Below are 14588 nucleotides of genomic sequence, written 5' to 3'. Positions count from 1 at the left end.
ATCAACAACTTAGCTAAGCGACATTAATGACTTTTTATTAAACGGTTTAATTTCTGAAATTGCATTGGTTTTAATTTTGTTCACCCACTGAGGATCAACCAATAACGCACGGCCAATACCGACTAAATCAAACTCGTCGTTATTTAAGCGCACCAATAATTCATCAATACCAGTAGGGTTTGAAGTGCCCGATAAATCAGCATTGCCTTCGCCAATAAAGTCAGCGTCAAGGCCCACATTACCCACGGTGATCACAGGTTTGTTAGTCAGTTTTTTAGTCCAACCAGCAAGGTTTAACTCAGAACCTTCAAATTCTGGAACCCAAAAGCGGCGGGTACTCGCATGAAAAATATCCACACCAGCATCGCTTAATAAGCCTAAAAAGATGGCGAGTTCTTCTGGGGTTTGACACAGCTTTGCCGTGTAATCTTGTTGTTTCCACTGCGAAAAACGGAAGATAATGGTAAAGTCATCGCCCACTGCTGCGCGGATGGCTTTAACAATTTCAACGCCAAAGCGAGTACGGTTTTCAAGCGTGCCACCGTATTTATCATCGCGTTGATTGGTGCCTTCCCAAAAAAATTGATCCACTAAGTAACCATGGGCGCCATGCACTTCAATCGCATCAAAACCTATGTTTTTGGCATCAAGTGCTGCTTGGGCAAATGAAGCAACCACTTCATCAATGTCAGCTTGTGTCATGGCAACACCATTAGGTGCACCGGGTTTATACAATCCAGAAGGGCTGTATGCAGGCATTTCTTTGTCTGGCCCTACACCGGGTTTTCTCACCGCGCCAACATGCCAAAGCTGTGGCGCAATTTTGCCGCCAGCTGCGTGGACTTCATCAACAACATGCTTCCAGCCCGCTAATGCGGCTTCGCCATAAATGGCCGGTACATTTTCATAGCCGTTGGCGGCTTTATGCGAAATAAAAGTGCCTTCAGTAATAATTAAGCCCACATCCCCTTCGGCACGGCGGCGGTAATAACCAGCAACCTCATCATTTGGGACATAATTAGGCGAAAACGCGCGAGTCATTGGCGCCATTACCGTTTTGTTTTTAAGCGATAACGATTTATTTGAAAACGTTTCAAATAGCTTGTTGATGCTGGTGTTTTGAGTGCTAGTCATCATAAATTCCTATGCGTGATATTCGTTTTTTGTTTTTGTTTTGAATCGTTAACCAATCAAGTAACCACCATCAACATTGATGGCAGTACCTGTGGTATAACTTGATGCATTTGAGGCTAGATACAACACAGTACCGGCCATTTCGTCAGGTTGGGCTACCCGTTTCATCGGCACGTGGTGCATCATCTGTTTTAAAATGGCTGGGTTATCAACGAGCGCTGAAGCAAACTTGGTGTCGGTACCACCAGGGAGTAAGGCGTTAACACGAATATTGAATTGGGCACATTCTTTGGCAAATGCCTGAGTCATTGAAATGACAGCGGCTTTTGTGACTGAATAAATGCCTTGATAATCACCAGGGATAACACCATTGACAGAAGCCACGTTAATAATCGAACCGCCGCCACTGGCTTTCATTAACTTGGCGCCTTGAGTCGACATGAAAAAGTAACCGCGAATATTCACATCAACAGTTTTTTGAAATGCGGCTAAATCAGTATCGATAATGTGGCCAAAATATGGGTTTGCAGCAGCATTGTTAACCAGAATATCTAACTTGCCATGTTGCTCCGTAATGGCCGCAAAAATGGCATCAATTTGATCTAATTCGCCAATATGACATGCTATTGCTTGTGCACTACCACCGGCTTTTACAATCTCATCAACAACAGCTTGGCATGCATCGATTTTACGACTCGACACAATCACATGCGCACCATACTGCGCCAATACTTTTGCCACACTTTCACCAATGCCACGGCTTGCACCTGTCACTAATGCAACCTTCCCTGTTAAATCAAATAAATTACTGTTGTTCATATTCATTCCTTTATATTTTTTGAACGTAAAATGTTTATTTAAATGTCACCCATTCTTCACCAACTTGCTCTAGGTGACTATAATTATTGAAATAATCTATACTTAGCATGTTTTCAGAAAACAACAATTTAGTGACCCCCGTATTTCTTGCTTGCTGGTTTAAGGCTAATGTTTGTTGATCACTTAATTGCAGTATGTGCTGCACAATCACCGAAATGGTCCCACCTGAGGTAAACACTAAAATATCTTTTGATTTGCTAGTTTGGCTGTCGCGTGAAGGTTGACGTTTTTTAGCCAACTCCTGTTCAATCACATTTTGCAGCGCCCGTATACAGCGCGCCTTAAACTGAACCCAACTCTCTTTGTAATCTTGGTCGTGGGTGCCCGATATCCAACGATTTAAAGCCTGAAGAAACTCTTTTTGTAGCGCTTTATTCGGATCACTTAATTGATTGAGTGACTCATTCATTTTTGCAAAGTTGTGCCACTGCGCATTGTACTTTTGCAAAATATCAACATGGTCAAACTCATTAAAACCTGAGTGAATAACAGTCGGTGTTGTCTCGCCTTGATAACCTTTCATAAAGCCAGTTAATGTTTGGCCATGACGCAATAAGTCACCACAAAAAAATTTACTCGGCTCAGGTCTAGCGCGCCAATACTGCCCTAATATGGCTGCTTGCTGACTTCCTTTTTCAGACAGTTGATCATAATCATTACTGCCAAATGATGCCTGCCCGTGTCTTATCAAATAAATAGCTGCCATGAAGAGTCTCTAACTGAATATGTGATGCCTTAACTGGGCGTAAATACAGGGATCACCTTGTTGTAATTAACCTTAACGGGTTACTCACTGAAAATGCATTACAAGGCCATGACTAATACCTGTTCTAAGGATACTAACGACTAAATTAAATCTACTTGACTATGCTAATATCAACATCTAAATTGAACAAATGAATAGTTCTAATACCCTACTATTTATATTTTTAATAGTTGATGAGTGCCATTGGCTATAACAATGGACATGGTGAGATACACGGAGTAAGTATGAAAATTGATTTGAATTTGTTTGTGGTTTTTGATGCTATTTATTGTGAAGGCAATATCACCAAGGCCGCATCGGTACTGAACTTATCTCAACCTGCTGTAAGCCACTCACTAGGAAAATTAAGGGATCATTTTGATGACGCCTTATTTATTCGCCAGGGTAATGAAATGCGGCCAACTCCTGTGGCCAAAAATGTGATTGACGATGTGCGTGAAGCATTACATCAATTACAGGTATGTTTAGTGCAGTCTAGGCAATTTGAACCGCTCACGTCTCGCAAAAGCTTTTCGTTGTCATTGCATGGCTCGTTGGAGCCATACTACTTGCCAATATTACAAGAAAGTTTATCGCTAGAGTCGCCGGCCATTAATTTGCGTAGCAATAAAAGAGTAAGACGAACAGAACTTGAAAATAAACTCGCCAGTGGAGACATAGATCTCGCCATCGATACCCTCATACCGGTTAGCAATAACATCATGCATACCCAATTAGAGCTTGACCGGCTTGTGGTTGTTGCACGAAAAAATCATCCCGCGATTAATCCTGATTTAGATTTAGAAACCTACCTAAAGCTTGGCCATGTATTAGTTTCATCGCGCTCAACAGGCCCAAGTTTGGAAGATTTTGAACTGTCACGCATTGGTCTACATCGAAAAATTGCCCTGCGTTGTCAACATGCGTTATCAGCATGTCGGGTTATTTTAAATAATGATATGTTGCTCACACTGCCCAAAACAGCAGCGCAAATGTACGCCAATATGCTCGATATTGCGATTTACCCTATGCCAGTTGAATTGCCCGAACTTGGCGTGCATTTATACTGGCACGTTAATGTCGACAAAGAGCCCGCCAATAAATGGCTAAGAAATAAAATGATTATTGCTGCTACTGAGAGTAAAAAAATTACTTCAAACCGTCATGTTCGCAACAATAACAACTAACTGAGTGTGACACGTTGCAATTGCTAGGCTAAATTTATATTAATAACAACGATTTTTCTTAAGTATGAGGTAGTAAATGTTCACATTATCTGAAGTACAAATTTGTTTAGAGATTTTTGAGTCAATGATCAAACAACAAAGACAAAATAGCCAGGCTGGTGCTTCAGACGAAACTGACAGTAGGCTAATGCAGCTTGTTTCAATCAACAACAAACTAACTAATTACCATGCAAGTCAGTTTGCAAACGCGAACAAACCACAGATCCCTAGAGTGCTTATTGTTGACGATGTAGATGAAGTACAAACAATAGTTGATGATATTTTATATAAAATTGGTTTTACTAAAGTGGTTGCGGTGCTAAGTGCAGAAAAAGCAATAACACAGCTTAAGGAAGCCGCATAGGCGGGTACACCCTTTAAAATAGTGTTAACAGATGATGATATGGAAGGAAAAAGCGGTATCGATTTATTAAAAGAAATTAGACTAGATGAAGCATTGGCCAATACAGATGTGTTTATTATGAGCACCAATGGTTCACAGGAGCAAATTGTACAGGCAATGAGCGCCGGTGTGTCGGGCTACATTTTAAAGCCATTAAATTACAAGGTGTTAGAGCAAAAGCTAATCAGTTATTTACAACCCAAATCTGACACAGATAAAGAAGCTTCATCTGACACTGAAAAAGAAAACCAAACCGATTTACCAGCAGAACCTAAAACTGAAACAGAAACCGAAAAACCCGCTAAACCCGCTGAATCGAACTAAGGTGATACCAATCAGGATAAATAAGTAAAAAGAGATTGCTGATTGGTTTTACGTTAACAATGGCGAATACTCTACGTTGTTAACGTAAACCACGAACACCAGAATGAGTAAACTATCAATCAACCTTTATTGATTGTGAGCTGGGAATGGGTAATTTAATATTTAATGCCACGCTCATTCTTATCAGCATTTTTATCGGGCTAAGGTTGAGTGGAATTAGCTAATAGCAATAAGCAAGTCGATAAAAGGGCAAGCTCTCGCCCTTTATCGTCCGTTGATCAACTGAGGTGTTTTTTAAAAAATACGAGGGTACGTTGCCACGCCAGTTCTGCATTTTCCTCATCATATCGTGCAATAGAATCATTATGAAAACCATGATTGGCCTTGTTATACATATGCAAGGTATAAGGCACTTTGGCTGCGATTAAGTCTTGCTCGTATTCTGGCCAGGTTGCATTAACACGTTCATCAAGTTCAGCTAACTGAATGAGTAACGGCGCTTTAATATTAGCCCTTAATGTTTTTTCAGCAGGTGTGCCATAAAACGGCACCCCAGCCTGCAATAAATCGGGTTTATAAGCTGCAAGGTAATTAACAATGTAACCACCAAAACAAAATCCAACCGCGCCTAATTTGCCATTACTGCGTGAATTGGCTTTTAAAAACTCAGCCGCTGCGACAAAGTCCTGTTCTATTTTGCTTCTATCAAGCGTGCTCTGCATTTGACGGCCTTCATCATCATTACCTGGATAGCCACCCAAGGGGAATAATGCATCGGGCGCTAAAGCAATAAAACCTGCTTTTGCCAGGCGTCTTGCAACATCTTCAATATAGGGGTTTAATCCACGGTTTTCATGTACGACTAGCACCACAGGTAAGCGCCCTTCTTTATCGTTATCAATATGAGTCGGTTCAACTAAATATCCTCGCCCTTTACCGTGTCCTGAGGGCGAATCAAAATTGACGTACCTGGCCTTAATATCTGCATCATTAAACGACACTTGTTCAGCCAGCGCGTAATTAGGTAATAAAGCAGAGGTTAATACACTCATTGAGTAGCCTAGCGCCACTAACGAGCCTAATTTTGCAATAAACGTACGTCGGTCCATCCCGCCATGCGCATAGGAGTCATACCAGTCAAACGCTTCTTGCGGTATTGTTTTTGCTAATTGTTGTTGCATAAGTTCCCTCATGTCTTTGTACGCCCCTAAGGCTCAAATTCACGCAATTTGACATGCTCCCCGCCATGAATGACGGGGATCCCTGAATACAGGCGATAATAAATTACTTTATCATCTACTTTCTGCTGCTGATTGCTAATGCAATTCACTTCACAGACGCTACGGCTCTGCCCGAACCTGATTAATTACTTATGCCGCTTGCTCTAATTCGCGTAAATAGCGATTTAGGACCACTTTAGCAGCGTTTTTATCCGCATTATCTGAATGACCGCATGACAGACAGATAAATTCTGCCTGAGTTTTTCGGTTATTCTTTTCTGTATGACCACAGCAAGCACATTCACGGCTAGTATTTCTAGGATTTACTTCACCGTAAATCCCGCCTTTCCATCGCATTTTATATTCAAGTTGGCGACGTAATTCATGCCAGCCTTGATCTAAAATAGATTTATTAAGCCCTGATTTAGCCGCGACATTCTTGCCGTGATTTTCGCTGTCACCTTTCGCTGATTTACTCATATTCGCAACTTTTAAAGCTTCACAGATAATCATTGCGTGGTTCTTGCAGATTTCAGATGTCGCTTTATGTTGGTAGTCGTTGCGAATATTGGTAATGCGTTGATGCAGCCTGCTTACTTTGAGTTTTTGTTTCTTCCAGTTCTCGGAGCCTAAAGTCTTTCTCGATAACTTACGCTGTTCGATAGCTAACTTATCTTGATAGGACTTAAAAGAATGGACGCCATCAAAAACACCCTCGTTACCACAACAATCAGTGGATAAGGTCATGTTTTTGGCGATACCCATATCAATGCCTGTCATTTCACCTGGTACGTGCGTTGATAGCTCAATCTCAACCAAGCACATGATAGAAATATGCCACTCACCAACTGCATTTAGCGATACGGTAGCATTACGCAATTCACCAATTACAGGTTGGCTATTGTGGTAACGAACCAGGCCTAAGCCGTTAGGTAATTTGATATGTTTATTTTGGATATTGATTTGCTTTTTGGGCGCTGGGAACCGCATTGTTGAATGGTGCGATAGTTTGCGCGTGCGAAACACTGGAAATCCTCGCTTGCCTTTTGACCATTCATCCAGTGCTTTTACAAAATCACGCTGACGTTGCTGTAAGCAATCCGTAAATGCATCGTCCAACCATGCCCGATGATTAAGTTTTTTCCATGATGTTAGTTGTTTGTTTAGAAAAGCAGAATTAGGAAAAGATTTTTTAAGCAACTTGCGATCTTGATAAGATAAATCATTTAGGTGTTCATAAATTGCTTTTTTGTCCGTGATTGCCACTGATTTTTTAATAATGTTAAGCACATAATCAAGGCTATCATTGAAAACCACACGCCCGCATCCCGCCATTTGAGCCAGTTTTTTAGCTTGCTCTGACGTTGGTTCTAATTTGAATCTGTAGGCTTTTTCAATTTCCACTTAATTTCAACCTTAGTTTGGCGTTCTAATTGGAGCACCGTTGAATGCTGATTTTGCATGGTCTATTTGAGTAAATGATATGTTTAATATATAGTTAAATAATAAACTCAGTCAAGGTCTATTTATGGAATTAAGAAAAGGCAGGCATGTTGTTTACATGCTCCACGCTCATTTGATATTTATCACAAAATACAGGGGAAAGGTTTTCACCAGTGAGCATCTAGATAAGCTAAAAGAGATGATGGGCGATATTTGCAAAAATCATCAAGCAACATTATCAGAATTTAATGGTGAATCAGATCACGTACACTTACTGATTGATTATCACCCGGCAACGTCATTATCTAAATTAACGAACGCACTAAAGGGAATAACAAGCCGTGAAATGAAAAGGCACTTCCCAGAGTTAAATCAGGTTGCATGGCGTAAAAATGCCCTTTGGTCTCCAAGTTACTTTGTTGGATCGGTAGGTGGTGCTCCTATCGAGGTTTTGCGCCAATACATAGAACAACAAAACAGACCTCACTGAACTCGCTTTCCCCGCCACAGGTGACGGGGCTACTCGCTCGTTATCAAGTTAAGCGCTAGATTTGAGCGGGTTTATTTGGTGTGTTTTACTCTGTCATTTAAATCAATACGATTGCAATTATTACTTTAGCTCATTTTGATTACGCTTAAGAGTATGTGAAGGATTTTCACCAAATAATGGGCTTATTTGCAATTGGTGCAGCCTATTACTTTGGATACAGTGCTAAAAGACTGGTAAGTAAAAGTGCAGATGAGGAGTTTGCAATGCTAGCAGCGGCAGAATCTGATCTTTCAATTGCAAACTAATGGGATAAGGTCTACAACAGCGCTTAATGATGAAAAATAAGTGTAAAAAGCCCTGAAGATTCAGGGCTTTTTAATATAATTGGTATTATTTACCCCAAGGATTACTTGGGTCTGCTGATGGTACTTTGTTAGATGATTTACCGTCGGTGACGCGTTTTTCATAACCACTACTGTTACGACTAACCTGTGGTTTACCCTTATTTTTTGGGCCTCTCGCGTTACGGTTTGCTTCAAAATTTTCGGCCGTTTGAGCATGCATTCTTGCAATAGACTCAAAGGTCAATTCCATGGGTTTACGAGGTACTATACCAGCAGCAAAACCACGCTCACGAGGTTTAAGCTCAAACTGCTCGCCTACCGCTTTTGGCATACGCTTATAACGATACAGATAAAAATTTTCGACTTTTTCACGTGCCCATTCAGTCTTTTTTAAAAACTTAAGGCAGCCTTCAATCGACGGATTGAGGTTAAAGCACTCAAGTTTCAATGCAGCGTATAAAATTTTCCAATCATAACATTCAACCAGCTCTGTTATTAATGTCTCAAGCTTAAGTCCATGTAATGGATTGTTTTGTTGCTCTTCTACCATGGTATTTCCGATATTGTCTTTGTGGCCAGTTTGGCACTAGGCATCATAGTATCAACAAAAGACCAGTCACAGCGACTAAAAAAGGTATTCTGTTTGATACATCCCCTTTGAATGGCCGAAAATTAACTGACGTTAATCAATTAATTCCCGGTGATTACGAATCTAATTAAAGAGAAACAGTGATTGGGTTAGTTAATTTAATGCAAATTCGGTGTCGTAAATAAAGCGTTTATACACTTCGCTTGCAGTTATTGGCCGAGAAAAGTAATAACCTTGAGCGATATCGCAGTCATGCTCAATTAAAAAATCCACTTGTTCTTGCAACTCAACCCCTTCAGCTGTGACCAACTTACCAAGTGAATGAGCCATGCTGATCACCGCTTTAACAACGGCTTGATCTTCTGCTGAATCAACTAAGTTACTGATAAAAGAACGATCAATTTTAAGATTTGTGGCCGGTAACGATTTAAGATATGCAAGCGATGAATAGCCAGTGCCAAAATCATCAATTGCCACATGCACATCGGCAAGTCTTAATTTTTGTAAAATGTCGATAGATTGACTCGGTATGGCCATCAGTGCCGTTTCGGTGATTTCAAACTTAAACCAACTTGGTTGTGCACCATGCTCAGCTATTATTGCCAACAACTCTTCAGCTAACATAATATTCATTAAATCTAAGCCAGATAAATTCACCGATACACGCGAAAAATCAAACCCTTGCTTGTGCCATATTACTAATTGTTGGCATACATTACTCAATACCCAACGGCTGAGCTCAAATATTAACCCTGTATCTTCTGCGATCGGAATAAACTCATCTGGTGGGATAACACCTAAATCGGGGTGTTGCCAACGCACTAGCGCTTCAAACCCCGCTAACTGGCAATCTGGTAGTTCAATTAAAGGTTGGTAAACCATAAATAATTGAGGATTTTGCAGCGTCGACGCCGCCAAGGCCAAGCGTAAACTTTGTTCAATCTCAAGGCGTTTTTTATTAAATATTGCTTGTTCTTTATTACAAAAAGCGACGCAAAATGGTGTTTTTTTAGCTTCAAATAACGCAGAATCTGCCTGGCTCAAAATAGCTTCGGCATCTAGGCCGTCTTCTGGGTAAACACTGATCCCAACACGACAACCCAACACTATGGTTTGCTCTAAAAATTCAAAGTGATGCTTAAAATTATTTACCAACTCGACCGCGATTAAATTGGCTTTTTCTGCAGTCGTGTTAATCAAAGAGATACAAAATTTGTCGCCACCAAAGCGCGACACTGTGTACTGCCCTTTTAAACTACTTGTGATCCGTGTTGCAGCTTGTTTAAGAATATAATCACCCGCACTGTGGCCAAAATTGTCGTTAATGACTTTAAATCGGGTTAAGTCCAAAAATAAAAGCGCCAATGGTTGTTGATTTTGCTTACAGCGGGCAATTTCTTGATCCAACAGCAATTTAAAATAATAACGATTCGCCAAACCGGTTAACTCGTCAAAATGCGATAATTGATAAAGCTTATCTTGTTGTTGTTTTTGCGATGTTACATCATGGGCAATACCCTCACAGCCAATGCATTTTCCATCGGCGTCGTACATTGGGCGCTCCAGCACATCAAAAATATGAACCTTGCCATGAATATCGAACATTTCCATCTCAAATGGTGGTAAATGCTCACCGGCCAAAATACGTTGTATGTATCCAGAAATTTGTGCATTTTTAGGATTATCAGTTAAAAACTTATAATAATAATCACCAAAACCGCTAATGGTATGCCCAAGGATATGAGTCACCGAAGGGCTAACATAGTACACAAAGCCTTCTGTATCGTGTTGATAAAATATATATTCATCTTCTAGCGATTCAACCAAACCGCGATATCGATTTTCGCTGTTTGTGAGTTGCAAAGTTCTTTCTAAAACAATATCTTGTAAATTATCCTGTATACGTTTTAGTTCATGATTTGCATTAGCAGTTTGCTTATTAGCCACTAATAAAGCGCGATTATGACGCCTTGTTTGCACAATCCATATCACAAGCAATAAAATCAAAATACCAGCGATAGAGGCAAACTCAATTAACTCCTGATAATCTTTTGGCAGTTCAATATTGGCGCCCCACGCCTCATTAATGGCTTTGCGTTCTTCAAGGGTTATCGAATCGATACCTTTTTGCATAATACTCAATAATATTGGCAAATCTTGCCTCACGGCAATAGACTCATTTGCGCTGTTTTTTTCATAAAATGCAGCCACTTTTAAGTCTGCCAATGAATATTTAAACTGTAAATAATTTGCCGCCGCCAAAAAACTGATAGCGGCATCGGCTTGCCCTGCTTGCACTGCCTCTAACGATTCTCGCATGGTATCGACATAATACGGTGTTACACTTGGAAATTCGGTAACAATCTTTTCTGAATAATGATAGTCCCGCACTAACGCAACGGTTTTATCTGCTAGATCACCACGGTTATGCACAGAAAACAGACTTTTTTGGGTAATAACCACCAGTGATTTATAAATAATTGGCGTAGTAAAATGATATTGTTCTGCACGTTGTGGGGTATTAACCATGGTTAATATGGCATCTATATTGGCATCATTTAAATTGTTAACGATATTGGGCCAGCGGTGTTCTTCATCAATAACAAAGGAGACCCCCAATTTTTTACCCATCAAATTAAGTGTATCAACGGCCAAGCCCACCATTTGTCCACGGTCATCAACAAAACTATAGGGCGGAAAAAAACCATCAACCCCAACTCTAATGGGTTGATTGTCTGCTAACCATTGTAATTCTTGCGGCGTTAATACAGGGGAAGGACTTTCTGTAACACGTTCAATTATTGAGGAGCCACCAACAGCCAAAGAGCCCTCTGCAGCAATAACAGAAGTTATAAAGCACAACAGACTCAGTAAAAAAAGACTGACATTGACAAAACGTATAGATTTTTTCGTTAGCATCCACTCATTCCAACATCGACCGCTAATCACGCTCGTTAACTATTTGACACAACCACTTAACATGCAAAGTAGCAAAATAACACCCAATATAAAAACAATTACACAACAAATCACCAACAAATATTTATTTAGCTTTGATTATAGTAACTTAGGTTAAAAATTTCGTCATTAAATAAGAAAATACTAAACAAATGCAAATTCTTGTGAGCAAAAGCACAAAATACATTTAACATGTTGAAAAATATTCATATTTTAAAAGCTTAATGTTAAACAATTCTTGTGTGTCAACACTAAGTTGTACCTTGATAACATCACCGCACGATGGGCATCAGTAACGGCTATATTTTTATGTTTGGGCCAGTAAGAAACCATAACATAAAAAAGCTAACTGCATATTACATGAAATAGATTGACGTAATATCAACAAGTTAAAGATAAAAGCATCATCACCGCGGTGCTATACAATTCGTTTTATCAATCAACTTAACTATAGAATAAAATAAACACCTTCTGATGTAGTCCAAATAGATAATAAATCGACAATTGACTACTTATCTGTATAATTCGCGCACTTTTAACTAACGTCCTGTCAGTCTTATTTTCACAACGCTACACCCTAGCCGCTTGTTGATAACAATGCAGTACCACTCTATGGAAACTTATTTTGATTTCTACCGCTAATATTACTATGCAGTTTGGCCCTGAGCCTTTGTTTGAAAACATTTCGGCACAATTTGGCCATGGCAATCGTTACGGCTTAATTGGTGCCAATGGGTGTGGTAAGTCCACATTTATGAAAATCCTCAGCGGTGCATTAGCACCAACCTCAGGCAACGTTTCTATTACGCCAGGGTTAAAAGTGGGTACATTAAGCCAGGACCAATTCGCCTTTGAAAAGTACACAGTAGTTGATGCCGTGATCATGGGTGATGTTGAGCTTTGGAAAGTCAAACAAGAGCGTGATTACATCTACAGCAAAGCCGAAATGACAGACGAAGATGGCATGCGTGTAGGCGATCTTGAAAGCCAGTTTGCTGAAATGGACGGTTACACAGCAGAAAGCCGTGCTGGTGAAATTTTACTTGAAGCAGGTATCGAAGAGTCGTTCCATTTTGGCTTAATGCAGCAAGTCGCCCCCGGTTGGAAATTACGTGTACTGTTGGCTCAGGCCTTGTTTGCAAATCCTGACATCTTGTTACTCGACGAACCAACCAACAACTTAGACATTCATACTATTAGTTGGTTAGCGACCGAGCTAAACAAACGCAAGTGCACCATGATCATCATTTCGCACGACAGACATTTTTTAAATTCAGTATGTACCCACATGGCTGACATCGACTACGGCGAATTGCGTATTTACCCTGGTAACTACGAGTATTTCTTGGCGCAATCAAGCCTATTACGTGAACAATTATTAGCAGGCAACGCCAAAAAAAGCGCTGAAATTGAAGAACTTCAAGACTTTGTTAACCGTTTTGGTGCTAACGCATCTAAAGCTAAACAAGCCAGTTCACGTGCTAAAAAGATGGATAAAATTAAACTGGATGACGTTAAATCGTCTAGTCGTATCACGCCATCGATTCGTTTTACCGAATCAAAAAAATTACATCGCCAAGCGCTTGTTTTAGAAGACCTAGGCCATGGATTTGATGAAGTATTGTTTGAACACGGCGATCTTATTTTAGAAGCAGGTTCAAAACTGGCTATCATAGGTGAAAACGGCGTGGGTAAAACCACATTACTACGCTGTTTAGTTAATGAAATAGAGCATAATCACGGCCGCATTAAATGGTCAGAAAACGCATCTATTGGCTATTGCCCGCAAGACAGCACAGCAGATTTTGACAATGACATGACCTTATTTGACTGGATGTCGTTATGGCGCACACCAAAGCACAATGACTTAATGGTACGAGGCATGCTTGGGCGTTTATTATTTACCGAAGACGACGCCAACAAAAAAGTACGTAACTGCTCAGGTGGAGAAAAAAACCGTCTCTTATTTGGTAAGTTAATGATGATGGATATTAACGTACTGGTAATGGACGAGCCAACAAACCACATGGACATGGAAGCCATTGAAGCGTTAAACCAAGCCTTGAAATTATTTGAAGGCACGCTGATATTTGTTAGCCACGACCGCGAATTTGTATCATCACTAGCAACACGGATCATTGATGTAACTAATAAAAAGCTGGTTAATTTCCAGGGGACTTTCGATGAATATCTTGCAAGCAAGGCAGAAAGCGAAGCTTAACCCTACCTGTTGCAAGTGCGTTACCGCAAAGCATTAATGTAACCGAATAATGATTAAGGCCTTTCTTGTGGCGTATACATACCACATTAAAGGCCTTTTTATTAATTAAACAGCACACAACAATACCTCAAGCACACATATACCAAATCAACACCTGGATCCCCAATACAAGCATTTGAGGATGACGGCATAAGGCGAAGAAAATGCATAAGTGATGACGGTATAATGCAAAAGCGCCTCACCCGCGCTGTCATTCCTGCAATGCTTTTGAGCAGGAATCCAGGTGTTCGCTCTTGGCTGTTAAACAAAAGCCCACAAACCAAAGCAACTTCTGGATCCCCAATACAAGCACTTGGGGATGACGGCATAGGGCGAAGAAAATGCATAAGTGATGACGGCATAATGCAACACCTGGATCCCCAATACAAGCACTTGAGGATGACGGCATAAGTCGAAGAAAATGCATAAGTGATGACGGCATGAGCCAACCCGCGCTGTCATTCCTGCAATGCCCTTAATTCCGTCATTCCTGCAATGCTTTTGACCAGGAATCCAGGTGTTCGCTCTTGGCTGTTAAACAAAAGCACACATATACCCAATCAACAGCTGGAT

The 14588-nt window shown here is 40.4% G+C and carries 13 protein-coding genes; 6 read left to right on the top strand and 7 right to left on the bottom strand.

Features of this window, described 5'->3' with window-relative positions:
* Positions 1 to 9: 9 nt before the first annotated feature.
* The 3 genes from K8B83_RS12595 to K8B83_RS12585 are packed head-to-tail and all read right to left on the bottom strand — an operon-like array spanning position 10 to position 2719.
* Positions 10 to 1134 (bottom strand): NADH:flavin oxidoreductase, encoded by a 1125-nt coding sequence (locus K8B83_RS12595; RefSeq protein WP_188740319.1) that lies wholly within the window; start codon positions 1132 to 1134, stop codon positions 10 to 12.
* 48 nt (positions 1135 to 1182) lie between these two features.
* The gene (locus K8B83_RS12590) at positions 1183 to 1953 is read right to left on the bottom strand and encodes an SDR family oxidoreductase (RefSeq protein WP_188740265.1); all 771 of its coding nucleotides are present in this window, start codon (positions 1951 to 1953) and stop codon (positions 1183 to 1185) included.
* Positions 1954 to 1987: 34 nt separating this feature from the next.
* Complete coding sequence (locus tag K8B83_RS12585) at positions 1988 to 2719, bottom strand: histidine phosphatase family protein (protein ID WP_188740264.1); 732 nt, start codon at positions 2717 to 2719, stop codon at positions 1988 to 1990.
* Positions 2720 to 3003: 284 nt separating this feature from the next.
* On the opposite strand from K8B83_RS12585, the gene K8B83_RS12580 reads away from it, so the two are divergent.
* The 3 genes from K8B83_RS12580 to K8B83_RS12570 all read left to right on the top strand — a co-directional run bounded on the left by K8B83_RS12580 (position 3004) and on the right by K8B83_RS12570 (position 4711).
* Positions 3004 to 3945 carry a LysR family transcriptional regulator gene (locus tag K8B83_RS12580; RefSeq protein ID WP_188740263.1) on the top strand — a complete coding sequence of 314 codons (942 nt, stop codon included), beginning with the start codon at positions 3004 to 3006 and terminating at the stop codon, positions 3943 to 3945.
* A gap of 76 nt (positions 3946 to 4021) precedes the next feature.
* Positions 4022 to 4348, top strand: a complete 327-nt coding sequence (locus K8B83_RS12575) for a response regulator (RefSeq protein WP_188740262.1) — start codon at positions 4022 to 4024, stop codon at positions 4346 to 4348.
* Between the two features lie 21 nt (positions 4349 to 4369).
* Positions 4370 to 4711, top strand: a complete 342-nt coding sequence (locus K8B83_RS12570) for a response regulator (RefSeq protein ID WP_223417376.1) — start codon at positions 4370 to 4372, stop codon at positions 4709 to 4711.
* 278 nt (positions 4712 to 4989) lie between these two features.
* Here the strand turns inward: K8B83_RS12570 and K8B83_RS12565 are convergent, their stop codons facing one another.
* On the bottom strand, positions 4990 to 5892 hold the full coding sequence (locus tag K8B83_RS12565) for a dienelactone hydrolase family protein (RefSeq protein WP_188740260.1): 903 nt from the start codon (positions 5890 to 5892) through the stop codon (positions 4990 to 4992).
* A gap of 189 nt (positions 5893 to 6081) precedes the next feature.
* Positions 6082 to 7335: an RNA-guided endonuclease InsQ/TnpB family protein gene (locus K8B83_RS12560; RefSeq protein ID WP_223417375.1), complete on the bottom strand. Its 1254-nt coding sequence runs from the start codon at positions 7333 to 7335 to the stop codon at positions 6082 to 6084.
* Between the two features lie 124 nt (positions 7336 to 7459).
* Between K8B83_RS12560 and tnpA the strand changes: the two genes are divergently transcribed.
* Positions 7460 to 7864 carry an IS200/IS605 family transposase gene (tnpA, locus tag K8B83_RS12555; RefSeq protein WP_188741279.1) on the top strand — a complete coding sequence of 135 codons (405 nt, stop codon included), beginning with the start codon at positions 7460 to 7462 and terminating at the stop codon, positions 7862 to 7864.
* 176 nt (positions 7865 to 8040) lie between these two features.
* Positions 8041 to 8169 carry a hypothetical protein gene (locus K8B83_RS21645; RefSeq protein WP_263283546.1) on the top strand — a complete coding sequence of 43 codons (129 nt, stop codon included), beginning with the start codon at positions 8041 to 8043 and terminating at the stop codon, positions 8167 to 8169.
* Between the two features lie 85 nt (positions 8170 to 8254).
* Here K8B83_RS21645 and K8B83_RS12550 read toward each other — a convergent pair whose 3' ends face one another.
* Together K8B83_RS12550 and K8B83_RS12545 are read right to left on the bottom strand one after the other, a co-directional pair.
* The gene (locus K8B83_RS12550) at positions 8255 to 8758 is read right to left on the bottom strand and encodes a VF530 family protein (protein WP_188741123.1); all 504 of its coding nucleotides are present in this window, start codon (positions 8756 to 8758) and stop codon (positions 8255 to 8257) included.
* A gap of 192 nt (positions 8759 to 8950) precedes the next feature.
* Positions 8951 to 11716, bottom strand: coding sequence for an EAL domain-containing protein (locus tag K8B83_RS12545; RefSeq protein ID WP_188741124.1), 2766 nt, complete (start codon positions 11714 to 11716; stop codon positions 8951 to 8953).
* Between the two features lie 664 nt (positions 11717 to 12380).
* Between K8B83_RS12545 and K8B83_RS12540 the strand changes: the two genes are divergently transcribed.
* Entirely contained in the window at positions 12381 to 13976 is a 1596-nt protein-coding gene (locus K8B83_RS12540) for an ABC-F family ATPase (RefSeq protein ID WP_188741125.1), read from the top strand.
* The last annotated feature ends 612 nt before the right edge of the window (positions 13977 to 14588 follow it).

It is taken from the genome of Shewanella inventionis, assembly GCF_019931735.1.
GTDB classification, from domain to species: Bacteria; Pseudomonadota; Gammaproteobacteria; order Enterobacterales; family Shewanellaceae; genus Shewanella; species Shewanella inventionis.
This window is presented reverse-complemented; position numbering and strand designations above follow the sequence as displayed.